18 protein-coding genes are annotated in these 24,132 nt (G+C 43.2%); 9 read left to right on the top strand and 9 right to left on the bottom strand.

Annotated elements, in window-relative coordinates:
• Positions 1 to 6: 6 nt before the first annotated feature.
• Positions 7 to 558 carry an NAD(P)H nitroreductase gene (locus Xmir_RS36040; protein ID WP_099114836.1) on the bottom strand — a complete coding sequence of 184 codons (552 nt, stop codon included), beginning with the start codon at positions 556 to 558 and terminating at the stop codon, positions 7 to 9.
• A gap of 167 nt (positions 559 to 725) precedes the next feature.
• Between Xmir_RS36040 and sppA the strand changes: the two genes are divergently transcribed.
• The 3 genes from sppA (at position 726) to pncA (ending at position 4,455) form a co-directional block, all read left to right on the top strand.
• Complete coding sequence (gene sppA, locus Xmir_RS36045) at positions 726 to 2,618, top strand: signal peptide peptidase SppA (RefSeq protein WP_099114837.1); 1,893 nt, start codon at positions 726 to 728, stop codon at positions 2,616 to 2,618.
• Positions 2,619 to 2,760: 142 nt separating this feature from the next.
• Complete coding sequence (ansA, locus tag Xmir_RS36050) at positions 2,761 to 3,780, top strand: asparaginase (protein ID WP_099114838.1); 1,020 nt, start codon at positions 2,761 to 2,763, stop codon at positions 3,778 to 3,780.
• Positions 3,781 to 3,804: 24 nt separating this feature from the next.
• On the top strand, positions 3,805 to 4,455 hold the full coding sequence (gene pncA, locus Xmir_RS36055; RefSeq protein ID WP_099114862.1) for a bifunctional nicotinamidase/pyrazinamidase: 651 nt from the start codon (positions 3,805 to 3,807) through the stop codon (positions 4,453 to 4,455).
• A 900-nt stretch (positions 4,456 to 5,355) separates the two neighbouring features.
• On the opposite strand, the gene Xmir_RS36060 is transcribed toward pncA, so the two are convergent.
• The 3 genes from Xmir_RS36060 to msrB all read right to left on the bottom strand — a co-directional run bounded on the left by Xmir_RS36060 (position 5,356) and on the right by msrB (position 7,364).
• The gene (locus Xmir_RS36060; RefSeq protein WP_099114839.1) at positions 5,356 to 5,916 is read right to left on the bottom strand and encodes an inclusion body family protein; all 561 of its coding nucleotides are present in this window, start codon (positions 5,914 to 5,916) and stop codon (positions 5,356 to 5,358) included.
• A 570-nt stretch (positions 5,917 to 6,486) separates the two neighbouring features.
• A complete protein-coding gene (locus tag Xmir_RS36065) occupies positions 6,487 to 6,756 on the bottom strand; it encodes a YeaC family protein (RefSeq protein WP_099114840.1) in 270 nt (89 codons plus the stop codon).
• Between the two features lie 194 nt (positions 6,757 to 6,950).
• Entirely contained in the window at positions 6,951 to 7,364 is a 414-nt protein-coding gene (gene msrB, locus Xmir_RS36070) for a peptide-methionine (R)-S-oxide reductase MsrB (RefSeq protein WP_099114841.1), read from the bottom strand.
• 343 nt (positions 7,365 to 7,707) lie between these two features.
• On the opposite strand from msrB, the gene gapA reads away from it, so the two are divergent.
• Together gapA and Xmir_RS36080 are read left to right on the top strand one after the other, a co-directional pair.
• Positions 7,708 to 8,703 (top strand): glyceraldehyde-3-phosphate dehydrogenase, encoded by a 996-nt coding sequence (gene gapA / locus Xmir_RS36075; protein WP_099114842.1) that lies wholly within the window; start codon positions 7,708 to 7,710, stop codon positions 8,701 to 8,703.
• A gap of 151 nt (positions 8,704 to 8,854) precedes the next feature.
• Positions 8,855 to 9,736, top strand: coding sequence for a D-hexose-6-phosphate mutarotase (locus Xmir_RS36080; protein ID WP_099114843.1), 882 nt, complete (start codon positions 8,855 to 8,857; stop codon positions 9,734 to 9,736).
• Positions 9,737 to 9,813: 77 nt separating this feature from the next.
• Here Xmir_RS36080 and Xmir_RS36085 read toward each other — a convergent pair whose 3' ends face one another.
• The 3 genes from Xmir_RS36085 to Xmir_RS36095 all read right to left on the bottom strand — a co-directional run bounded on the left by Xmir_RS36085 (position 9,814) and on the right by Xmir_RS36095 (position 13,348).
• Positions 9,814 to 10,563, bottom strand: a complete 750-nt coding sequence (locus tag Xmir_RS36085; RefSeq protein WP_099114844.1) for a MipA/OmpV family protein — start codon at positions 10,561 to 10,563, stop codon at positions 9,814 to 9,816.
• Positions 10,564 to 10,958: 395 nt separating this feature from the next.
• Entirely contained in the window at positions 10,959 to 12,026 is a 1,068-nt protein-coding gene (gene dadX / locus Xmir_RS36090; RefSeq protein ID WP_099114845.1) for a catabolic alanine racemase DadX, read from the bottom strand.
• Between the two features lie 20 nt (positions 12,027 to 12,046).
• On the bottom strand, positions 12,047 to 13,348 hold the full coding sequence (locus tag Xmir_RS36095; RefSeq protein WP_099114846.1) for a D-amino acid dehydrogenase: 1,302 nt from the start codon (positions 13,346 to 13,348) through the stop codon (positions 12,047 to 12,049).
• Positions 13,349 to 13,911: 563 nt separating this feature from the next.
• Between Xmir_RS36095 and Xmir_RS36100 the strand changes: the two genes are divergently transcribed.
• Positions 13,912 to 14,205: a type II toxin-antitoxin system TacA family antitoxin gene (locus Xmir_RS36100; protein WP_099114847.1), complete on the top strand. Its 294-nt coding sequence runs from the start codon at positions 13,912 to 13,914 to the stop codon at positions 14,203 to 14,205.
• Positions 14,183 to 14,695: a GNAT family N-acetyltransferase gene (locus Xmir_RS36105; RefSeq protein ID WP_099114848.1), complete on the top strand. Its 513-nt coding sequence runs from the start codon at positions 14,183 to 14,185 to the stop codon at positions 14,693 to 14,695. The genes Xmir_RS36100 and Xmir_RS36105 overlap by 23 nt, the downstream gene beginning before the upstream one ends.
• A gap of 330 nt (positions 14,696 to 15,025) precedes the next feature.
• Here Xmir_RS36105 and fadR read toward each other — a convergent pair whose 3' ends face one another.
• Positions 15,026 to 15,748, bottom strand: a complete 723-nt coding sequence (gene fadR / locus Xmir_RS36110; RefSeq protein WP_099114850.1) for a fatty acid metabolism transcriptional regulator FadR — start codon at positions 15,746 to 15,748, stop codon at positions 15,026 to 15,028.
• A 264-nt stretch (positions 15,749 to 16,012) separates the two neighbouring features.
• Between fadR and nhaB the strand changes: the two genes are divergently transcribed.
• Together nhaB and dsbB are read left to right on the top strand one after the other, a co-directional pair.
• Positions 16,013 to 17,557 (top strand): sodium/proton antiporter NhaB, encoded by a 1,545-nt coding sequence (nhaB, locus tag Xmir_RS36115; RefSeq protein WP_099114851.1) that lies wholly within the window; start codon positions 16,013 to 16,015, stop codon positions 17,555 to 17,557.
• Positions 17,558 to 17,729: 172 nt separating this feature from the next.
• Positions 17,730 to 18,254, top strand: a complete 525-nt coding sequence (gene dsbB / locus Xmir_RS36120; protein ID WP_099114852.1) for a disulfide bond formation protein DsbB — start codon at positions 17,730 to 17,732, stop codon at positions 18,252 to 18,254.
• Positions 18,255 to 18,364: 110 nt separating this feature from the next.
• On the opposite strand, the gene Xmir_RS36125 is transcribed toward dsbB, so the two are convergent.
• Positions 18,365 to 23,962: an inverse autotransporter beta domain-containing protein gene (locus Xmir_RS36125; protein WP_099114853.1), complete on the bottom strand. Its 5,598-nt coding sequence runs from the start codon at positions 23,960 to 23,962 to the stop codon at positions 18,365 to 18,367.
• Between the last annotated feature and the right edge of the window lie 170 nt (positions 23,963 to 24,132).

Here is a 24,132-nt window from a genome sequence, read left to right on the forward strand (position 1 = left end):
ACTCCGTTAGAAGTAACTGACAAATTGTGTTAAGTCTGGCGTGGCTACTTTTACTGGAGCCTTGAGTTCCGGCGTCCCTAAATAGAGGAACCCCACAATTTTGTCATTCTCATTACATCCCAGACCCGCTTTGACAATAGGATCTTCTGTCCATGAGCCTGAGCGCCATATGCCGCCAAAACCCTGGGCAACAGCCGCCATCTGCATGGCGTGAACGGCACAGCCCGCAGCAACAACTTGTTCCCATGCAGGTACTTTTGCATGTTCAACCACTTTAGCAATAACCGTGATGATCATCGGAGCACGATAAGGTGCATTTTTTGCTTTTGCTTCAACCTCTTTGCCTAATTCTCCCTCAATAGCCGCTTTTTCAAGAAGTGCGCTAAATTTATCAATGCCTTCTCCCTGCATCACAACAAAATGCCAAGGACGCAATGCCCCATGGTCAGGTGCTCTCATCCCTGCGGCCAAAATATGTTGTAATTCGTTTCCTTCTGGGGCGGGTGTCGTTAAGCGGGCAATTGAACGACGATTCAACAAAAGTTCCAAAGCATTCATGATTTCCTCCTGAATAAGATAATCTGTCACAAACCAACATTCTCTGTTTATTTGTTAATGAATGAAAGCACAGAAATCGTTTTTTCAACCACTCACGTGATTTCTGGCTGACATTTACAAATAAGCTGATTAGGATAACCCCATTTGATACCATAACTGGAGACGATATGCGTACTTTATGGAAGTTTATAGCGTCATTATTTAAATGGAGTTGGAAGCTGCTAAATTTCGTTCGCCAACTTATTTCTAATTTTATCTTTATCCTGCTGATTGTTGTCGTTGCCGTTGGCATAATCGCTTACCAGCACCAATCTAATTCTAACGATAACTACCAAGGCGCATTATATGTAGATCTATCTGGTATAGTTCTTGACCGAGTATCCTCTCGCAACCCGCTTGATCTATTGGGAAAAAGCCTTTTCGACTCCTCCGGTAAAAGTTCACAGGAAACTTCTGTATTTGACATTGTTGACAGCATTCGTCGTGCCAAAAATGATCCCAAAATTACTGGAATGGTATTAAAGCTGAATAACTTTATCGGTGCAGATCAGCCTTCCATGAGGTATATCGGCAAAACCATCAGCGAATTTAAAGCGGCGGGCAAACCTGTTTTTGCAATAGGTGATACTTACAGTCAATCACAATATTATTTAGCCAGTTATGCAAATGAAATATACCTGTCCCCACAAGGAACCGTTGATATCCATGGTTTCTCGACCAATCATTTGTACTACAAATCATTATTGGACACGCTGAAAGTTTCTAACCATATTTTTCGTGTAGGAACCTATAAATCGGCAGTGGAGCCCTTTTTACGGGATGATATGTCAGAAGAAGCACGTCAAGCTGACAGCCTGTGGCTCAACGAGCTTTGGAATAATTACTTAAATACCATTGCCGCTAACAGGAAGACTTCTGCCGAACAAATATCCCCTGCTGCAACTAACTTCCTTGAAAAATTTCGTAAAGCAGATGGTGATGCCGCACTGTATGCGTATCAAAACAAGCTGGTCAATTATATTGAGCCACGCAGTACTATTGAAAACAAAATGAAGGAAATCTTCGGTTGGGATGCGGAACGAAAGCATTTCAACTACATCAGCATCTATGATTATATTGCCCTGAAACCAGTACAAACCCTGGGCAATAATCAAGGTAATATTGCCGTTATTATTGCTGAAGGCGCGATTCTGGATGGTAAAGAAGAGCCAGGCGTAGTAGGAAGTGACACAATTGTGGAGCAGCTACGTGAAGCACGCAATAATCCTGACATAAAAGCGATCGTATTGCGGGTAAACAGCCCTGGTGGCAGTATCGGTGCATCAGAGATTATTCGTAGCGAAATCGCAGCCATCCGCTATGGCAATGGAAAAAATAATGGTGAAGGCGCTAAACCTGTTGTGGTTTCAATGGGAGGTTTAGCAGCATCAGGCGGCTACTGGATATCCACCCCGGCCAACTACATCATTGCAGATCCAAATACATTAACAGGTTCTATCGGTGTTTTTGGTCTGTTTCAAACTTTTGAAAAAAGCCTAAATTATATCGGTGTGAATACTGATGGTGTTTCAACAACGCCACTGGCAGATATCTCCGCAACCAAAGGCATTAACCAAATCGCCTCCGATGTAATACAGTTGTCTATCGAAAATGGCTACAGTAAGTTTATCAAACTGGTTGCACATTCACGTAATAAGTCGCTGGATGAAACCAATAAAATTGCTCAAGGACGTGTTTGGAGCGGCTTTGATGCCAAAAAACTGGGTTTAGTCGATCAGTTGGGTGATTTTGATGATGCTGTCAAAAAAGCCTCTGAACTGGCAGGCGTTAAAAACGTATCACTGAACTGGATGCAGCCTGAACTCTCATTCTCTGAAAGAATGATGTTAGGTTTCACTTCATCAGCACAAGCCCTGCTGCCAAATGTATTACAGTCAATGTTGCCAGCTCCGTTTTCTCAGGTTGCTCAAGACATGAAAAAACAGGCTGTGTTTTATAACAATATGAATGATCCGCAGCATATTTATACATTCTGTCTGAACTGTGTCGATATCCGTTAAAAACGACTTATCTATACCCAATAGATTTCAAGTTGTGTCGCGACGGGTATACCTCAAATTTGAAGCCTGATTTCACGATCAGGCTTTTTTTATTCCCCATACTCCCTATAATCCGGCTAAATATTTTTATTGAGACGTGATCATGCAGAAGAAATCTATCTATGTTGTTTACACTGGCGGCACAATCGGGATGCAGCATTCTCCTAATGGGTACATTCCTGTCTCCGGCCATTTGCAACAGCAACTCGCAAAAATGCCTGAATTCCACCGACCAGAAATGCCAACATTTACGATCCGTGAACATCAACCCCTGATTGACTCTTCTGATATGAGTCCTGATGACTGGGGCATTATCGCAAATGATATCCACCAGAATTATCATGACTATGACGGCTTTGTTATTCTGCATGGCACCGACACCATGGCTTTCACTGCCTCAGCGCTTTCTTTCATGCTTGAGAACCTCAACAAGCCGGTTATTGTGACAGGGTCACAAATACCTTTAGAAGCATTACGTTCTGATGGTCAGACAAACTTACTTAACGCCTTGTATCTTGCTGCAAACTACCCTATCAACGAAGTCAGCCTGTTTTTCAACAACAAATTGTTTCGTGGAAACAGAACAGTTAAAGCCCACGCTGATGGTTTTGATGCCTTTTCATCCCCTAACTGTTCACCATTAATGGAAGCAGGCATCAATATTCGCACTTTCAAAACAAGCCCCATACCTGCCAAGCACAGCGAGTTTGTCGTCAATCCGATCACATCACAACCGATTGGTGTTGTAACCATCTACCCAGGCTTATCCAGCCAAGTGGTAGAAAACATCCTGATGCAACCGGTTAAGGCATTGATTTTAAGATCATATGGAGTTGGCAATGCCCCGCAATGTGCCTCTTTGCTAAAAACATTAAGAGAAGCGACCGAGCGAGGAATTATCGTGGTTAATTTGACTCAGTGTATTTCTGGCCGGGTCAATATGGAGGGATATGCTACCGGTCACTCACTGGCCGCATCAGGTGTTATCAGCGGTTATGACATGACTTTCGAGGCCGCCTTGACGAAATTGCACTATTTATTGAGCCAATCTTACACACCCGAAGAAATTCGCTACCTGATGCAGCAGAATTTGCGCGGTGAATTGAGCTATTCAGATGATTAATAAAAAGGTAAATCGAGAAATATGATGAAAACAGCATTATTACTTATCGATCTGCAAAATGATTTCTGTACTGGGGGCGCACTGGCGGTTAAAGAGAGTGAGACTGTCATTAAAGTAGCGAATGAGGTTATCGCCCTCTGTCAGGAAAATAATAGCCAGAAGAATCATACTGCTATTATTGCCAGTCAGGATTGGCACCCAACAAACCACATGAGTTTTGCCGTAAATTCCGGGCAAAAAATGGGGGAATTAGGCGAACTTAATGGCATTCCCCAAATATGGTGGCCGGTTCACTGTGTACAGGGGCAATTTGGAGCAGAATTTCATCCTTTATTGAATCAATCAGCTATCCAGGAAGTTTTTCAAAAAGGCGAAAATCCCCAGATAGATAGTTATAGTACGTTTTTCGACAATGACCATAAAAGCGAAACTCAACTGCATGGATGGCTGACTGAACATAATATACAGCGCTTACTTGTATTGGGCATTGCTACTGATTACTGCGTTAAATTTACTGTACTTGATGCTCTGGCTCTCGGCTACGAAACCTATGTGATTACAGATGGTTGTCGTGGTGTCAATATTCAGCCCGATGACAGCCAGCATGCTTTTGAGGAAATGGCATCCAAGGGTGCTAAATTAATCTCACAAAGCGAAATAGTATCGATTTTGTAAACACCAAAAATCGCCTCGTCCTTGGCTAAAATTATTTTTAGCAAACAGGACGAGGTTTTTATGTACAAACTAAAAACGTACACAATGTTGTACATAAAAATTGATCTTACATTGGTTAGATAGGGAAAATTGAGATCGGTTTCAAGGTGAGGATAAGAAGGAAGTTACTATCACTATAGGGCAGCAATCTGCCCTTTAACATACGGGATAACCCTGCATGTACTGGACAGCTTAAACTCAAGCTCTCCTGTGTCGTTTATAACTCATTGATTTATCCGAGACCGTCACGTTGACTCAATCATTGCGGAAATCCCACTTGAATAATGTTGATTGAGTTTTAATCTCCAATCTTCTGCATCATGCAGAAGATTGGAGGGTTAAAGGTGAGATTTCTCACCTTTATAAAACTTGTTGATTTTGCTTATTTCTGTCACAGGGACAGGGATTTTTACTGTGCTGAGTTTTGATAGCAACTACAGTGATAACTCAGGTGACTTTTATGTTAATGTTAAAATAGAGTCACGTTATTCTCTTCTCGAAGAAATAAAATAAATAATTAAAACTCTAACCCGCAACTTTCTGCGGGTTAATTATTCATACCAAATAGGAAAAATGGAAACAGTTTTTATTTGAAATATATTTTTCATCACATTTCTATAAATTAGCGGCCATGACATCAATTTATTGAATCATGTATAGCATGCTTATTTGAATAATATTCAGGCCATGATTCCAATAATTAGATATTGTGATAGATGCCTCTCTTTTTTATTATTGGTGAGTTATGGCGAAAGTTAATGTGGTTTGTCGTTATTGTCACAAAACAGAAGAGGTCAAGAAAATGAAAAAGCCCCACATGGTTAGTGAGGCTTTATTTATAATTGGGAATTACACAATGGATCATCTATTGTCCAGAATAATAGCTGGATCCCAATTAACATATCCCCTGAAATTACCATTATCATATATACCTACAATGAACGCATAATATTCTGTAGCTGCATTTCCAGGAGGAGGCATGTTTTTAACGGTGATATCCCAATAGTAGCTAAATATTTCCTGAAGATCTACTTCAAGCGGATTTGGGTTTGGTACTGGATTATCTGACTTCAACACAGGGACATAAGAATGTATCGGCTTTACTTCTGGGGGGACGAAAAAATAACTTGCTTCAGTTGGTGTCTGAAAAACCGGGTAAAGTTTCAATAATGCAGCTGAATACTCTGAATCTTTAGACAAAGTAACCCCACGCCAACGAATAGTATCACCATTCTTAGCTTTAACTTGTAAGTCACTTCCACCCTGACCCTGTATAACATATTTTGACTTAGCTAACATATGAATATATTTGTTTCCATTACTAAGGAAAGTAGGTGCATTAATATTATTACTAATCTTACCATAATCTTCCATAATAGATTGCGCGTCCACAGTAACTAATATATCGATCACATTCGCCATTATAGTACCCTCATTAGTTAATAGTATTATTATTTTTTATTCGCAAACCAAAATAACAACAGGCCTATATTTAAACACTAAACTGCTTACAGATTTAACCATATCAGAATAAATCAAGATGGAAATATCAAAAAAATATAATAACAAAGGAAAATAAATTACAATTAAATATTTTTAATGATATTGATTTGATATTGTTTGTTTTATGTAAAATTTATTTCCAAATCTATTTTGTATTGCTATTAAATAGACTAGAAACAAAAAAACGCAATCGCGAAACTTTAAACACTCGATAAGCTATGTGACATTGCTATCACCCTTATCACAATATACTGACTTTTGTAATTAAGCAACTTGATTAACGGTTTCTTTTTGCACACATTTATCCAGTTCCAACACCAGATCCGAAACAGCCAGCACATTAATCATCTCAACCAGCAGTTCGCGGTCACCGAACCCAATCAGGTTTGGTGCGGTGATTGTAGTTTATGTACACCAAGCAACAAGCAAGATGTACATATTTCTCGTGACACAAGGTGTGTGTTTGTAACTATTACTGACTATTAATAACTAAAGCTGATTAATGAACCGTATTTCGGACTGGAATGTCGCTTTTAGCTCTTGTTTACTTTTGATAGTAATTTGACCATCTGTGCCAATCGTCATATGTTCAGGATCATGATTATGCCTGGCCTGCCAAAGCATCACCGCCTGTAAACTATGTTCTTTCTGTTCTGGCGTAAGTGGTACGCCATCCTGCCATTTTCCTAATTCGACAGCCTGAACCAATCGCTGATAAATTTCGGGTGTCATGGCAGAAATTAAATCATCCAACTTCATTAATATTCCTTAGCGGCTACATGGCTATTTATATTATTTACACGATGACACTGAGAATGACTATAAGCCGACACTATTTCAATCAATATCATCACAAGTTAATAGCTTAATTTTAACACCAGAGCTGAATCGTTTCTTTTACATTATGAAACCCAATAGTTTCACCTGAGTTCAAAAAACAGCCTTAAATGACATTAACCTGCTGTTTCTTCGCTTGTTTCTTTATCGATAAAACGCAATGCTGCTGAATTAATGCAGAAACGCTCCCCTGTCGGTTTGGGGCCATCGGGAAAAACATGCCCTAAGTGGGCCTGACAATGGCTACAACGCACCTCTATCCGGTGCATATTATGTGAATAATCATCAAGGTAAGTGATAGAATCATCATCGATTGGCTGGTAAAAACTCGGCCATCCGCATCCAGAATCAAATTTAGTATCTGAAACAAATAATGGCTGGCGACAACACAGGCAATGGTAAATACCACTTTTTTTGTTGTGCAGTAATTTTCCTGAAAACGGCGGCTCAGTGCCTGCTTCTTGCGTAACATGACGCTGCATTGTACTAAGCTGTTCTATAGAAAGGGAAATATTTTGACTTTTAGCCATGATGACCACCTTTTAAGGCCAATATTTTCAATAAAAAAATCATCGAAAACAACAAAAAATCAACATAAACATGTTAAAACGCATTCTAACCCATTCAACACAGCAATTTACCTTACTAATTGTGATAAGTCTCACATATCTAACCGATGGTAACTTTAAATATCTCCCTATACCCCGATAATGGTGTGCGTAGAGCTTGTCCCGGCTGTATAACAAGCGTTCAGATAGTGATTATTAAATTGATCTTTTTCAATTGTTGACACGATTCCGCTTGACGGCTGGCAAGATTTTGGTAACTTTAGAAACAACTTTTAATTCACTAAAAAATAGCTGGTGGAATACTATGACTATCAAAGTAGGTATTAACGGTTTTGGTCGTATCGGCCGTATTGTTTTCCGTGCTGCACAAGAGCGTTCAGATATTGAAATCGTTGCTATCAATGATCTGTTAGATGCAGAGTACATGGCTTACATGCTGAAATACGATTCAACCCACGGCCGCTTCAACGGTACTGTTGAAGTTAAAGAAGGTCAGCTGGTTGTTAACGGCAAAACCATCCGCGTTACATCTGAAAGAGACCCAGCTAACCTGAAATGGAACGAAGTGGGTGTTGATGTTGTTGCAGAAGCAACAGGTATCTTCCTGACTGACGAAACTGCACGTAAACACATCGCTGCGGGCGCGAAAAAAGTTGTTCTGACTGGCCCATCCAAAGACAACACGCCAATGTTCGTTATGGGTGTCAACCATAGCGCTTATGCAGGTCAGGATATTGTTTCTAACGCATCTTGCACCACTAACTGCCTGGCTCCACTGGCTAAAGTTATCAATGACAAATTTGGCATCGTTGAAGGTTTGATGACAACCGTTCACGCAACAACCGCAACTCAGAAAACTGTTGACGGTCCTTCTGCGAAAGACTGGCGCGGCGGCCGTGGTGCAGCGCAGAACATCATCCCATCTTCTACCGGTGCAGCAAAAGCAGTAGGTAAAGTTATCCCAGAACTGAACGGTAAACTGACGGGTATGTCTTTCCGTGTTCCTACTCCTAACGTTTCTGTTGTTGACCTGACTGCTCGTCTGGAAAAACCAGCAACTTACGCAGAAATCTGTGACGCAATCAAAGAAGCAGCAGAAGGCGAGTTGAAAGGCATCCTGGGCTATACTGAAGACGACGTTGTTTCTACCGATTTCAACGGTGAAAAACTGACTTCCGTATTTGATGCAAAAGCAGGTATTGCCCTGAACGACAACTTTGTAAAACTGGTTTCTTGGTATGACAACGAAACAGGTTACTCAAACAAAGTTTTGGATTTGATCGCTCATATTTCTAAATAATCGAGCTTTCTCCATATTCAAAAACCACCTGTTTACGGGTGGTTTTTTTATCCCAAAATTTATATTTTCAGAACATTGAGCTATTCTTGAGCCTTATCACCACTACTCATTCAAGATGTTACCTATTCAGGTTTACATAAGGTTATGACAAATGCTTGATAAAATTTTTTCATTACCGGTTGTAGAACAGATATCCCCTTATATCAGTCAACGAAACATTGACGGCTTTCCCTTGATTGTTGTTTCCCATCCTAAAGTACGCGGTGCGATTAGCATTCAAGGGGCACATTTGCTCACATGGCAGCCTGATAGTGAAAAACCCGTCTTATGGTTAAGTGATCAAACTGCCTTTAGGGCAGGTACAGCAATTCGGGGTGGGATTCCCATCTGTTGGCCCTGGTTCGGTCCAGTTTCGGCTCCCAGCCACGGATTTGCCCGAATACTGCCCTGGGAGCTCAAAGCACACCATGAAAACGAAAATGGCGTTATTTTGACATTTACTCTCCAGAGTAGCGCTTATACTCATAAATTATGGCCACATGAATTCACGCTAATTGCCCGCTTTAAATTAGGGGAAACCTGCGAAATAGAGCTGGAGTGTCATGGTGAATATCAAGCGACTGGCGCCCTTCACTCTTATTTCAATGTCAGTGACATCAATCAAATTCGAGTCAGTGGGCTTGGTGCTCATTTTATTGATACTGTTACAGACAGAGAAATGTACGCCCATGAAGATTTAATTTTTAAGGGACGAACAGACCGCATTTATACAGAGCCGGACGATTTCAGCTTATTGAGAGACTCCATGTGGAAGCGAACAATTGAAATACACCACTACCACCATAGCGATGTAGTATGCTGGAACCCTGGCGCTGAACTTTCCAATAATATGAAAGACATGAGCCGGGAAGGTTATAAAAACATGGCCTGTATCGAAACTGCTCGTATCAATAACCCATTGCGCCCCAGAAATGGCGATCCAGATAGGTTGTCCGTTATTATTCGCTGCCGAAAAATTCCTGACGGTTATTAGGTCAAGGTAATGAAAAGCTGAACTTTGCCATAACAATTGCAAACATTCAGCTTTTCAGTAGCTATCTGGAAGAAAAATCAAAATGTATAAGTAATACCGGACCAGATAATACCGGAGTATGAACGATTGATCATCGGACTATCTTTAATTTGATTGGGTAAGTATTCAACACGCCCTGCCATGAAGGCTGTCCAACTTTCATTAAGAGAATAATAACCAGATAATTCAAAATAAGGGCTCCAGCTATCTCCTGGTGTGTATTCAGCTAACCCACTACGTACTGACTCTCTTTTTGTTATGCCATAGCTATAGCGGTTCTGTTTTTTACTATCCCAAATCACACCAATGCCAGGCTTCAATACCCAATCACCTTGCTCAATATTATATAAATAGGAAAAGTCAGCTCGGATCCCTTTACTCTCTCCTAACATATCAGCAGCAACAGAAGCACGCAGTGTTCCCCAGTCTTCATGATGCTGATAAGTAAAGCCACCCATCATCGTGTCACGACGGCGATCCAACTTTTTCATTTGTTCATTTTTACTATCTTTGGGATGAAAGGCTTGCGGAGAATAAAATACATCAACAGAAAGTTCGTCTTTGGGTTGATTCCAGAGGTAATAACCAGCAGTCAACGTATGAAAATAAAAGTTTTCACTTTCATAAGAAACCATAGGAACAGGCAGGAAATTATCCTGCGCTTTCGCGCCCTTGTAAGGTTTAGCCTCATACACTGCCGACAAACCAACAGACCATTCACCAGCATATGTCACAGAAGAAAATAAGCACAGACCAGCTACAGCAACAAATACCTTATTTTTATTCATATTAAGTTATTTCCACTTTAATGAGTCTTTGTTAATTTAGTTTCCTGTAAAACAAATAGCTAAAAAACATTCGTATTAAAAAAACAAACTCCAATATGCAGGGGCTGAAAAAGCTCCCACGGCATCTCAGTTTAACGATTAATCATACAGTATTAGATATATTTTGTACTGCCCGCCACTCTGAAAAAATCATATCAAATATTGTGATCAGCACAGTTACTCAAAAATAAGAACTACCCAACAAGACAATTTATTAGGCATAAAATAATTAGGCATAGAATAATCCAGAGAAAGCAAAATCCTCTGGATTACTTCAGCGACATAAGACTATTCAAAATACTTTAACCGAACAACATGACTTCCTCAGAAGAGGGTATTCCGTTAAGAATAAGAAATTAAGTAACAGTGACAGGGACTCTTTTCGCTAAAGCACACAGAAGTTCATATCCAATAGTGCCTGCCGACTCTGCAACTTCATCCACTGGTAGTTTTGTTCCCCACAATTCGACAGTACTGCCTATGTTTGCCTGTGGGCATGGAGTCAAATCAACGGTCATCATGTCCATTGATATAGCGCCCAATAATTGAGTACGGATACCATCAACCATGACAGGGGTTCCCGTTGGAGCATGTCTCGGATATCCATCCGCATAGCCACATGCTACTGTGCCTACACGCATGGGTTTCTGAGTTGTATAGCGGCTGCCGTAGCCAATTTTTTCTCCTTTGGGAAGCTCGTGGACCGCAATGATTTCACTTTGCAACGTCATAGTTGGTTTCAATCCAATATCCGCAATATCACACCACTTTCCGCTTGGGGATGCACCATAGAGAATAATGCCCGGACGAACCCAATCGCCATGTGTCTTCGGATACCACAAAACAGCGCCAGAATTCGCCAAACAATGAGGAAGTGAGTTCATTTGCAAGCGTTCAACAACCGCAAATTGCTCATTAACACCAACTCCATTATCAGAATTGGCAAAATGGGTCATTAAAGTCACTGAATTGACGTTTTTAATTCCTCTCGCTTTTGAAACTATCTGCGGAAACTCTTCTGGCGTGAATCCTAACCGATTCATACCACTATTAAGTTTCAAATAGATATCAATGGGATTGTCCAACCTGGTTTTTTCTATCTCCTCAAGATGCCAATGACTATGTACTGCGGTTGTCAGACGGTACTCATTAATAATGTCTAAATCCGATGATTTGAAAAAACCTTCCAATAATAGGATTGGTCCCTGCCATCCTTGTTCTCTTAAATAAATAGCTTCATTCATGTCGAGCAGTGCAAACCCATCTGTCTGTATGAGTGATTGCCATATTCGGTCCAATCCATGCCCATACGCATTCGCTTTCACTACCGACCAGACTTTACTGTTACCAACCCTTTGGCGAATAACCGATAAATTATGGTGGAATGCTTCGAGATGGATCGTTGCCAAAATAGGACGTGGCATAACGACTCCTTTTCTATGGTTTATGCAGTATGTAAATGAGGATTCATTGGAAACACTTTTATATTGAACCCATTGATATATCTAAATACAGAGAGATCATCTGCCGCAATATCAGGTTTCTTGCCTGAAATTAAATCAGCCAATAACTTTCCTGAACCACAAGCCATTGTCCAGCCTAGTGTTCCATGCCCGGTATTTAAATATAGATTCGAATATTTGGTTGGGCCAACGATAGGCGTTCCATCTGGCGTCATCGGACGTAACCCCGTCCAGAATGAAGCTTCTTCAATCTTGCCACCATTGTGGTAAAGATCTTGCACAACCATCTTCAATGTTTCACAGCGATTTTGAAGAACGTTCAAATTAAAACCGACAACTTCTGCCATACCTCCGACGCGAATACGATCATCAAAACGGGTAATAGCAATTTTGTACGTTTCATCAAGCACAGTTGATACAGGTGCCCTTGATTCATCCATAATCGGCATCGTTAATGAATAGCCTTTCATTGGATAAACCGGAATTTTGACGAGATTTTTCAATATCTCTGTGGAATAAGAACCCATCGCGACCACATAATGATCAGCAGTCATGATGCCATCATCACATTGAATACCCGATACTTTATGCCCATCCACCAAAATCTGCTTAACGTGCTTATTAAAAATAAACTTCACACCAGCATCTTCTGCCATTTTTGCCAATCTCTTGGTAAAAATCTGGCAATCACCGGTTTCATCATTTGGTAATTGCAACCCGCCGGTCAGTTTATGGAAAGTATGGGCAAGAGCAGGTTCCACAGTTGCTAATTGTTCGGCAGTCAATAACCGATAAGGCACCCCTTCCTGCTCTAACACAGCAATATCATTGGCAGCATTATCAAATTGCTTAGTTGTTCTGAACAGTTGCAGCGTTCCACCCTGACGCCCTTCATACTGGATACCGGTATCAGCCCTTAATTGCTTAATACAGTCCCGGCTATATTCTGCCAAACGTACCATTCTGCTTTTATTCATAGCGTAATGGCTTGCATCACAATTACGCAGCATTTCCCACATCCAGCGTAATTGAAACAATGAACCATCAGGACGAATAGCCAGAGGTGCATGTCGTTGAAATATCCACTTTATGGCTTTAAGTGGGATCCCAGGTGCTCCCCAAGGTGTCGCGTACCCTGGTGATATTTGACCAGCGTTACCGGCACTCGTCTCTTCAGCGGCACTATTCTGGCGATCAATTACAATAACTTCATGACCTTCCTGCGCAAGATACCACGCACTGGTTACGCCAATAACGCCACTGCCTAAAATAAGAACCTTCATTTTGTACTCCGTTGGTGAATCATCCTCACAAGCATAATATGCTAAAGATAAAAATCCAATACAGAATAATAGGCTGTAACATAATTAATCAATTTTTAGGATTCAAGTCACAACTCCATTACAAACTCAAGATAAGGCATTTATTTAAAATAAATGCAGAAATTAATAAATTTTAAATTAAATCAATGAAATAAGATGGGATTAAATTCTGCCAACCCCCTTTGATTTTCATCTTTCAAAGTGATTTTTGCGGTAAAAAATAAACATTAAATTCACAACACGAATTTACATAAAAAACCAACAAAAATAGAAAATACAAAATAAAATTTCGATTAAATATTCATTGGGTAGAATAATAATTTAAAAAATTGAATTATACAGTTTGGATGAATTTTCAGCGTTAATTAAGGAGCCAAAAACATAAAGGAAGGATCACGGTCCCACTTAATTTGATTTATTCCACAATCAAATATGACGCCATTTTGGCACATCCATTGAATTTTGTTAAAAACAATGCTAAATTAAACAGTGAGTGAAGATTCGTATTTCAGAGGAGTAGGCACATGGCCACATTAATCAATGAGAGAATCACTACTAGGGTGAGCTCAGAAACCAAAGAGCTACTAGAAATAGCACTGTCATTATCAGGGTATGCAAGCCTGAATAGTTTTATTGCCAATGCAGCTATTGCGGAGGCAAAGCGATTGATTGAACAGAACATGCGTATTCGATTGTGTCAGGAGGATGCACTGGCATTTGTTAATGCATTGGAAAACGAAAAACCAATCAATGAGCGTTTCCTTCGTGCTGCTCGTAGACATAAGGAAACAATAGATGCAGATAAAACCTCTAGATAAAAACAAACATGATAGAAATAATTTTGATTGTGGTGAGCCTGAGCTAAACAATTACTTGAAAACCGTTTCAGGGCAGCATGATAAAAAAGCTCTATCAAGAACATTTGTCCTCACCAGTAGCCAGAATGAACATCAAATAAAGGGATTCTATTCCTTGGCACTTTGCACTATAGAATTAGATGAACTACCAGAAAAAATAGCGAAAAAATACCCGTCAGCACTGCATTGTGCTCTTATTGGTCGATTAGCTGTAAGTAAGTCATTTCAACGCCAAGGATTTGGCGAAATTTTGCTGATAGATGCAATTCGCAAAGCCATAAAGTCATCAAAAATCATCCCCACTCCGATGATTATTGTTGACGCTAAGAACGACATAGTAAAAAGGTTGTACATAAATATGGGGTTTGATGAGTTTCCTCGGGAAAAGGGCAAGCTGTTTATGACCATGGTCAACGCAATAAAAATGATAGAAATTGCAGATGGGGTTTGATTTGCTAAAAATAAAAAGGTAAACGAGACCAGCCGTGTGCAACAAGCGCATATTGATGGGAGGTACGGGCAATTTCTTTGCGAGCCAATACGATAATCGGTTCGTTAAGCTAGCTAAAGGCGATACGGTCATTATTGAGAAAACGTCAAGCATCTATTGGCGGTTATCACAGCTACCGGGTTACTGTCTCGTCTTGAGCCAAGATAAGAGAAATGATGGGATAAAGGAACATCCCCAGAAACATAGAAAACTTTATAGAACATGACTATGTCACTGGGGAGAACAAGCGTCAACAACGCATCAAGTCAAAGAATAATATAAAAAGTATAATCAGCCGAAATGTGCTTCTGTTAATTCATTGATCATGGCACTTTGCATACCATGCCAGATAATCCCACTGTCTTTACCATAATTACGCACACAATCCATGATCTTGTCATACGATTGTTCCTGACACAGTAAACCCAACTGTTGGTAGAAATTCATTGCCAGCTTACGTGCTTCAGGGCTGGAGAAATAATAACGACCAACACGGGTATATAACCCTTTCAGCCCATTAATAATCAAACCATAGATCGGGTTGCCTGATGCAAAGGCCAAGCCACGGAAAATATTATAATCCACAGAACTGAAAGACTCGGCGGTATCTTCCACATTTTCTTTTTCTGCCAGAACTTCCAGTGATTTTTCAGGATTATGTCTGAACGCAGTACGAATAAAGATAGCGGCGATATTCGTTCTCACCGCCAATAAATTGTCGATTAACTGGGGAACGCGATCATGATCAAGACGCGCCAAGGTTTCCAGAATATTAAGACCGGATGTTTCCCAGAAGTTATTGACCTTTGTTGGTTTTCCATGCTGAATAGTCAACCAGCCATCACGGGCAAGGCGCTGCAACACTTCACGCAAAGTCGTACGGGTGACACCGATCAATTCAGATAATTCACGTTCTGCTGGCAGTATGGAACCGGGTGGAAAGCGATTATTCCAAATACTTTCAATGATATACTCTTCCGCAAAACTCGCAGGACTTTGAGCCTTAATTACCATAATTTTAATTATTCCAAAGCAGTTTTCTTGGCTAATAATAGCTGTTGATCATACCAGAATGTGTTTGTCCGACATAGTTACCTGGTAAATAAACCGTGAAAGAGTGAAAGGGCTCATAAAAAACTCAGTCATTCACGGATTAATTATGCGCTGATACCCTTAAATTGCTATCTTGTTGAGCGTACTATGGCTTAGTTTTGGATTGTCCAGATTTGGCTATTTAGACTTATTCCACGTATCTACTAAAGAGGAAAGTTAACAATAATGGAAATCAGTATACGACGTGCAGTGGTGAAAAACTTTCTCGGCAATTCGCCGGATTGGTACAAATTGGCTATCATTGTTTTTCTTATCATCAATCCACTGGTTTATTTTTTTGTCAGCCCTTTTATTGCTGGCTGGATGCTCGTTGTTGAGTTTATCTTCACTCTGGCAATGGCATTGAAGTGCTATCCTTTGCAACCCGGCGGGTTACTTGCCATTGAAGCCGTCATCATCGGAATGACGTCGCCAAACCAGATAGGCCATGAAATCAGCAACAATCTGGAAGTCATTTTACTCTTGATTTTCATGGTTGCGGGTATTTATTTCATGAAACAGCTCTTGCTGTTTGTTTTTACGAAGCTGTTATTAAGCATCCGCTCCAAGAAAATGCTGGCACTGGCTTTCTGTCTGGCAAGTGCTTTTTTATCTGCCTTTCTTGATGCCCTGACCGTCATTGCCGTTGTGATCAGTGTTTCAGTCGGGTTTTATGCCATCTACCATCAATTCCTTTCCCAAAATGGCAATTCTGAACTCAATGACGATAAGTTCATTGATAACGAAGATAAAAAGCAGACACTGGAACAGTTTCGTGCCTTTCTGCGCAGCCTGATGATGCACGCGGGTATTGGTACTGCTCTGGGTGGCGTAATGACCATGGTAGGTGAGCCACAAAACCTGATTATTGCCAAGCATGTTGGCTGGGATTTTGTCACCTTCTTTATTCGTATGTCGCCAGTCACTATTCCTGTATTTGTTTGCGGTTTGCTGGTCTGTGTGCTGGTTGAACACTTTAAACTGTTTGGTTACGGCGCTGAATTACCGGAACGTGTTCGTTCAGTGTTAGAAGACTATGACCAGAAAGCCAGTGAAAAACGTACCCGTCAGGAAAAAGCCCAGCTTGCTGTGCAGGCGTTAATTGGTATTTGGCTGATTGTGGCACTGGCTTTCCATTTAGCCGAAGTGGGCTTGATTGGCCTGTCAGTGATTATTCTCACCACGGCATTTTGCGGTATTACTGAAGAACACGCCTTGGGTAAAGCATTCGAAGAAGCCCTGCCGTTTACTGCATTGCTAACGGTATTCTTCTCTGTGGTTGCCGTGATTGTTGACCAACAACTGTTTACGCCATTCATTCAATTTGTCCTACAGTCTTCGCCGGCTTCACAGCTTTCCTTATTCTATCTGTTCAACGGCTTGCTTTCTGCTGTTTCTGATAATGTCTTCGTTGGTACGGTGTATATTAGTGAAGCTCTGACCGCCCTGAAAAACGGTCTGATTTCACAACAACAATATGAATATTTGGCGGTAGCCATCAATACAGGAACCAACTTGCCTTCTGTCGCAACACCCAATGGGCAGGCGGCTTTCCTGTTCTTACTGACTTCTGCTCTGTCTCCGTTGATTCGCCTCTCTTATGGCCGCATGGTGATGATGGCACTGCCTTATACTATTGTGATGACATTAGTCGGGTTTCTGAGCGTTGAGTTTTGGTTGGTTCCTGCCACTGAATATCTCACCAAACTGGGTTTGGTTGCTCCGTTATAACTGTTAACAGAATTAACTGTTGTATCCTGCCGGATAGTGTGGCTTTACACACTATCCGGTTTTTTGTTAATGCTCTTCCTGAAAAAATAGCGCAGTTAACTTTAATTTTATTTTTTTATGACGGATGAAACGGCACAATAAGCCAATTAATTCATACATGGGGAAAACAACAATGTTCCAATTTTTAAAACAGTGTTCCCAAGGGCGAGGTGCATGGTTATTAATGGCGCTGACAGCTCTTATCTTAGAAGCCACCGCACTCTATTTTCAGCATGTTATGCAGTTACAGCCCTGTGTTATGTGTATTTATGAGCGTGTTGCCCTGTTTGGTATTTTAGGCGCTGCATTGCTTGGTGCCATTGCCCCTAAAACCCCTTTGCGCTGGCTGGCGATCCTGCTATGGATTTACAGCGCATGGCAAGGACTGCAACTGGCATGGGATCACACCATGATGCAGTTATACCCTTCTCCCTTTAATACCTGCGATTTCTTTGTCAGTTTCCCATCCTGGTTACCGCTGCATGAGTGGCTGCCTTCAGTGTTTCAGGCCTATGGGGATTGCTCGGTGAAACAGTGGGAATTTTTAACATTGGATATGCCGCAATGGTTGATTGGCATTTTTGCGGCTTATTTGGTGGTAGGCGTACTGGTGCTGGTCAGTCAGGTTTTTCAGGTTCGTAATAGAAATAGGTTCTGAGAATAAAAACTGCCCCTTGTTGTTGGAGATGATAACTTGGGACAGTTTGGTTTCGGTGATTTTATCTGACCATTAGAGCCTGTAAATTAAATTTAATGGCTTTGATATTCTCACTTGTTACGGCATGCTACAGGATTATCCAGATAACCATAGGTAAGAGATCCATCCCCAAGATTGACTTTCTTTCGGTATCCTGGGTGTTCACCTGAAGTAAATTTATCGTATGCATAGTAACTCCAATTTTTAAGCCATCCATATTTTTTGTATATTATATTCTCTGCTCCTGCATTATATTGGTTAGCTAATGTCTGATACTCGGAAGCGTATGGCGTCCGTAGACCTCGATCAGAGCAAAATTTGATAACATTATCAGTAGCAACAGTTGTCCATTCCTCGTTATTGATGAGACCATGATCACTAGGAGTATCCCCGGCTAGTTCCGCTTTTAATGTAGGTCGATTAAAAGTCATCCCACCCGCAGATATAGTGTTAAACATATGCCCCCAATAATTAGCCACAGACACATCAGGGCTGGTAATCACAGTAAAGGTAACATTTTTTGTCTGCTCAGTAAGCGCACCACTAGCACCTTCAGCAGTCACTTTCAATGTCGTTTTCACTCCTTTCCCATTAGGGTCAGTTACCTTGATAATGAAGTCACCATTCTCATCCGTATGACCGCTGTAAGTCTTCGTATTACCACTCAGCACGCCGCCTTTGTCATATAAAATACCTTTTTCAATATCCAGTTTTACGGTAGGTGTTTCATTACCATTTTGACGGTTGGTCGCTGTCATTTTAATGGTCACCGGTACACCACCAATCGGTTTTTTATCCTTTTGGGTTTTGATCGTTAACTCAATCGACTCAGCTATATTATCAACCAGATCGATTTTGGCTTTGGCGGTGGTTTTATCCGCATCTACGCTAAAATCATCTGCGATACCTTTTACCGTGCCATCCTGATTACCCCCTGTGACATTACCTTTCTTGGCTTCCTGCTCAGAATCTGTCGCCACTGTCTTACCCAACATCATTTTATCACCATCTGACTTCAGCGGACTGCGGGGAACCATGGCGAGCTGGATAATCCGGCCACTGTCTTTTGCTTCCAGAATATAGGGTGGCACTGTTTCAGAAATTGTGATGTGGTGGTCAGGATCATTAACTAAGTCGTTGATCCTTTTCTCTGGTGATGTCGGAGCATTCGGATCATCAATATCGGAATATTTAATACCCCAGAGATACACTGAGTTATCCACATCATCTTTATCATTTTTCTTAAAGATGTACGAACCGGTCAGGGACTGCCCTACTTCCAGTGTGCCGTTAATCGTTAATCCTTCAATGATGGGCCCTCTGTTTGGATCAATGATTGCCCCGTCATCGGTTCCTCCGATAAGGGTATGGTCTTGTCCCGTATTTATCACTGCATCAGTCCCGATTTCCTTGAGACCGTTTTTCGGTGTGATGGTAATTTCCAGCAGCCTGCCAGTATCCTCTTTACCCAGTGTGTAAGAGGGAATATCACCACTCAGGATTTTTTTGCCATCAACCGTGCCTTTGGCTTCAGGGTCCTGTACCTCTTCTCTTGGCCCGCCGTTTTTATTCTCCGGCCTTAAACGCTTCCAGACATAGGTGGAATTATCTGTGACATCCCCGTTGTTGGGATTAAATTCATATTTGGCCTTTAAGGTTTCATTCAGGTACAGCCTGCCCTCCAACAACAGTTTATCAATGGAGGGTTTTGCTGCCGGATCAAGGATAGTGCCCGGTTTTCCGCCCATGGAGGTCGTTTTATTCACGGCACTGTCAGTCATGCTGATATCCACCGTTTTAGGCTCACCCTGATCGCTGTTTCCATTAATGGGCTTAACGGTAATCGCAAGGGTTTTCCCGGCATCATCCTGCGCTAATGTTTTACTTAAGGTACCGGTTTTATTTTGGGCATTTTTGCCGCTGTCCGGCACGGCCTGATAATCGGCTTCCGCCACTGTGGTGCCTTTTTCATGCCAGGCAAATTGGGAGAGATCAGTGGCATCCCCGCCGTTATCCTTAAAAGTGTATTGAGCCGTCAGAGGCTTATTGATTTCCAACTCCCCGCTCAACACAATCTGTTCGATGCCGGGTTTGGCTTTCGGATCAGCCACGCCGCCATTGCCATTGCTCCCGGTAATGCCTTGGTTAAATTTCGGATCATTCACATCGGCAGTCAGCGGTGCATTAGCCCGTAAATTCGCCTCATTCGCTGCCAGTATCGACACCTCCAGTACCTTGCCGATATCGCTGCTTTCAATGGTGTATTTCACCTTGTCCTTATCAGCCGCACCGGTGGCAACCCGCCCTTCGCCGTTTTTCTGCACCAATTCTATCGGCTCTTTTACCCCCGCCTCATCGGCTAACTTCATCACCCGTTTCGCTGTCGTGCCTTTTTCTCCCCAGACATAGAACGAGCGATCAGTGGTGTTGCCGCCTTTGGCCTCAAACTGATAGAGAGCATGCAGGACGCCGTTGACATGCAAAACCCCTTCCAGTTGCAGGCCACTGATGCCGGGGGCTTTGTTTTCATCAAACTCAATCACCGTCTCCTGCTTTCTGTCCGTACCGTCCACGGCCGTGGTCAGTGTCCAGTTACCGGTTTTCCGCCCAGCGGTCACGACAACTTCATAGACCCCGTCTGACACCTCCTTGACGTCACTTATCTGTGGATCTTTACCTTCCCCCTGCAATTGCCCTGATGCAGAAACCCTGATGCTGTCTTTTGCCCCCGTGACCGGTTTGCCCTGTTTATCTTTCAGCACAACCCGTAAGGTTTTGGTGGAAACACCATCCGCTGCCAGTGCATTACTGCCGTCTGTCGGCTCAACGGTGGGGCTGTTGCTATCCAATATATCCGCCAGAGTTTGCCCGAAGTTAATGGTGGCAGGGCGTTTCAGCCGCTTGCCGAACACCTCGGGGGTCAGCGTCCATTTGCCTTTTTTCGCGCCGGCGGTGACAGGCACTTCATACAGGCCACTGCCCGGCGGGACTTCTCTGGCTTTGCCGTAAGCCGGCAAGGTTTCACCTTTGCCATACAACTCATGATTATCCGGTATCAGGTTAATACTGTTTTCTGCCCCGGTAATGGGATGACCATTGATGTCTTTCAGGTTCAGCCTGATGATGGTGGTATCCCCCTCATTAGGCAGATCACCTTTTTCCGCTACAAACTCGGATTTATCCGGGTCAACCAACTCCGCCTTTGACGCACCAAAGGTGATTTCTGTCGGCGTTTCCAGCGGCTTGCCCTCTACTTTGGTCGTGATTTTCCACGAGCCGGTTTTATCGCCGGCTTTGACCTTCACCTTATAAATGCCGCTGCCTGCCGGCTCTTCCCAGACCTTATCAATGGTGGGTTTATTTTTGCCGTCACCCGTCAGCGTATCGCCGTTGTCTTCGAATGTGATACTGTCCTTCGCATTCGGGATAGGGTTGCCGGATTTGTCCTTAAGATGGAGGGTCAGGACGGTGCTGTCCTCGTTATTGGCCGCCAGTACGTTGGTTTCCGGCGTAAACTGTGAGCCTTTAGTATCCACAATGTCCGTCAGAGACTGACCAAAGGTGATGATGGCGGGTTTCAGCGCCTTGCCGTCCACGTTCGGCGTAATTTTCCAGGTGCCTTTTTTCTTGCCGGCAGTCACCTTGGCTTTATAGATACCGCTGCCGGTCGGATCTTCTCTCACCTCACCCAAAGAAGGATAAGGCGGTTCACCGTACAGTTCGCTGTTGTCCTTATCCAGTGTGATTTTATCGGCCGCACCCGTAATGGGGTTACCGTCCTTGTCTTTCAGGTTCAAGATGATGTCGGTTGTGTCACCTTCCTTGCTCAGGGTGCCCGCTTCCGGCTTAAACTCAGTGCGGTCGGTATCTATCATGTTCGCCAGTGAATCACCGAAATCAATGACCGTGGGCGTCAGGGCATGGCCGTCAACGTTAGGCTTGATAGTCCATTTACCGTGTTTAGTCCCGGCGGTGGCGGTCACTTCATAAATCCCGCTGCCTTCCGGCACTTCTTTCACTTCTGTTCCCAGCGCCGGGTCTTTGCCGTCACCGGTCAGTTTGGTCTTGTCATCGGTCAGTTTGATATTGCCCGCAGCCCCGGTCACCGGCTTGCCGTCTTTGTCGGTCAGTTTCAGGCGGATAACCGTCTGGGTTTTTCCGTCAGCCACCATCGATTTATTGGCGGGTTCGAATCCCGAACCCGCCGGATTGACCGCGGAAGAGAGCACCTGTATCTGCGTTTCCATCCGGTCAGAGGCATTACCCTGTGTATCATAGGCGATACCGGATAAGGTATAAGTATTATTACCTTTCTCATGGAACGGTGGCAGGGTCAGCAGGTAATGGGTGCCGCCGCGAACGGGTTCAGCGGCGAAACCGGCTGTCCGCGCCGAAGCATTCACGCTTTCCAGCTTGCCACCGCCTGCCACCAGACCGGCGGTATCCCAGACAATCTCTTTCAGGCCATGTTTGGCACTGACATTGATATTCAGCGGGATGACCGCACCGCCACGCCCGCTAATCCGATTTTCCATCATCAGGCGTATCAGGTTTTTCTTGCGGTACTCCAGTACGATTTGGTTATTGCGCTCGACCAAATCATAACGCCCGCCTTGCAGGCTGCGTTTGAAGGCCACTACAGACGGGTCAACCTGCCTTGACCACGGTGTGCCAATTTCATAATTCAGGCCAAGGTTAAACAGGGTTTCCCCGCCGCCAGAGGTGCTTTGTTTACGGTCAAGCCCCAGTGTCACCAGCGGGATGGGGGTATAGTTCATCCCCAGTGTAAAGGCCGCCGGGTTTTTCTGCCGGCGCGTTTCGCTCAGTAACCCGACTTCATCCCCAAAATACTGCTCATAGATTAGTTTGCCCCCCAGTTGCGGGTAGGCAGGAATATACCCTTCGCCGCGCAGGTCAAACCCGTTGGCGGGGCGCTCATCGTAATCTTTCAGTTTCTTGCCGTCTTTCCAGCCGCTGGCACGGAAATAACCGTTCGCCCCGAATTTCATAAAGTCACGGGCATATTCGGCACCCACCCCGAAACGGGTGTGGTCACGGGTGATGTCGTGGTCAAGAAAGGCGTTATAGCCAAACATGCCGCCATCAAGGAAATGGCGCTGCCCCAGTCCCCAGTTGGCGGTGGTGCGACTGTCAATATGGCGCAGGCCGAACTGGGTAAAGGCCATCCGTTTTTCCGTGTCATACAGCGGCAACAGCATATCAAACTGGCTGCCGTCCAGCCGCCCGCGGTCATCCACATTGGCCTGTAATTTAACAGTACCGTACCGTTGCAGCCAGTTCTGCACCGCCTGATTGGCCTCACTGACCGCCATACCGCGTAACTGGCTCTTGGTGCTGTCCACCAGATTGCCGCTTTTCAGCATCCCCGCAGCACGGGAAGCGGCACTCGCCAGCCAGCGCTCGGTATTGTCTCCGGTATTGGCGGGGGGGTCGTCATGGCTGGCGGCTTGTTTCAGGCTGTCCGCCAGTATCTGACGGGATTGGGATGGAGGCACATCAATTTCATCGCCGGTTCTGGTGGCCGCCACGGCAGGGGTAAACGCCCCCGCCACGGGAAATAAAATCTGGGCAACGATATTCACCCACGCCACCTGTTTCAGCCGGTAGCGTTGTCTTTTTGTCCACTGCCTGTTTTGTTGCTTTAGCATATTTATCAACCTTCCGAATCAACATTATTCCCACCAGACACCATCAGGCGCCGGTGCTATTGACTCATCCCGGAGCGTTGTGACTATCCCCTCGGCGAATTGACAATTAGTACCAAACTGTCAAGTCACCTAAAACAGCTATTTTTAAACGTAGTTCATTTTCTTATTAT

The sequence above is a fragment of the Xenorhabdus miraniensis genome (assembly GCF_002632615.1).

Excerpts from the sequence above, each read along its gene's own strand:
- Xmir_RS36085 (WP_099114844.1), bottom strand. The coding sequence starts at position 10,563 with ATGAATAAAAATAAGGTATTTGTTGCTGTAGCTGGTCTGTGCTTATTT.
- Xmir_RS36080 (WP_099114843.1), top strand. The coding sequence starts at position 8,855 with ATGCTTGATAAAATTTTTTCATTACCGGTTGTAGAACAGATATCCCCT.
- Xmir_RS36040 (WP_099114836.1), bottom strand. The coding sequence starts at position 558 with ATGAATGCTTTGGAACTTTTGTTGAATCGTCGTTCAATTGCCCGCTTA.
- msrB (WP_099114841.1), bottom strand. The coding sequence starts at position 7,364 with ATGGCTAAAAGTCAAAATATTTCCCTTTCTATAGAACAGCTTAGTACA.
- Xmir_RS36095 (WP_099114846.1), bottom strand. The coding sequence starts at position 13,348 with ATGAAGGTTCTTATTTTAGGCAGTGGCGTTATTGGCGTAACCAGTGCG.
- Xmir_RS36100 (WP_099114847.1), top strand. The coding sequence starts at position 13,912 with ATGGCCACATTAATCAATGAGAGAATCACTACTAGGGTGAGCTCAGAA.
- Xmir_RS36060 (WP_099114839.1), bottom strand. The coding sequence starts at position 5,916 with ATGGCGAATGTGATCGATATATTAGTTACTGTGGACGCGCAATCTATT.
- dadX (WP_099114845.1), bottom strand. The coding sequence starts at position 12,026 with ATGCCACGTCCTATTTTGGCAACGATCCATCTCGAAGCATTCCACCAT.
- Xmir_RS36125 (WP_099114853.1), bottom strand. The coding sequence starts at position 23,962 with ATGCTAAAGCAACAAAACAGGCAGTGGACAAAAAGACAACGCTACCGG.
- gapA (WP_099114842.1), top strand. The coding sequence starts at position 7,708 with ATGACTATCAAAGTAGGTATTAACGGTTTTGGTCGTATCGGCCGTATT.
- nhaB (WP_099114851.1), top strand. The coding sequence starts at position 16,013 with ATGGAAATCAGTATACGACGTGCAGTGGTGAAAAACTTTCTCGGCAAT.
- Xmir_RS36065 (WP_099114840.1), bottom strand. The coding sequence starts at position 6,756 with ATGAAGTTGGATGATTTAATTTCTGCCATGACACCCGAAATTTATCAG.
- ansA (WP_099114838.1), top strand. The coding sequence starts at position 2,761 with ATGCAGAAGAAATCTATCTATGTTGTTTACACTGGCGGCACAATCGGG.
- pncA (WP_099114862.1), top strand. The coding sequence starts at position 3,805 with ATGAAAACAGCATTATTACTTATCGATCTGCAAAATGATTTCTGTACT.
- sppA (WP_099114837.1), top strand. The coding sequence starts at position 726 with ATGCGTACTTTATGGAAGTTTATAGCGTCATTATTTAAATGGAGTTGG.
- dsbB (WP_099114852.1), top strand. The coding sequence starts at position 17,730 with ATGTTCCAATTTTTAAAACAGTGTTCCCAAGGGCGAGGTGCATGGTTA.
- fadR (WP_099114850.1), bottom strand. The coding sequence starts at position 15,748 with ATGGTAATTAAGGCTCAAAGTCCTGCGAGTTTTGCGGAAGAGTATATC.
- Xmir_RS36105 (WP_099114848.1), top strand. The coding sequence starts at position 14,183 with ATGCAGATAAAACCTCTAGATAAAAACAAACATGATAGAAATAATTTT.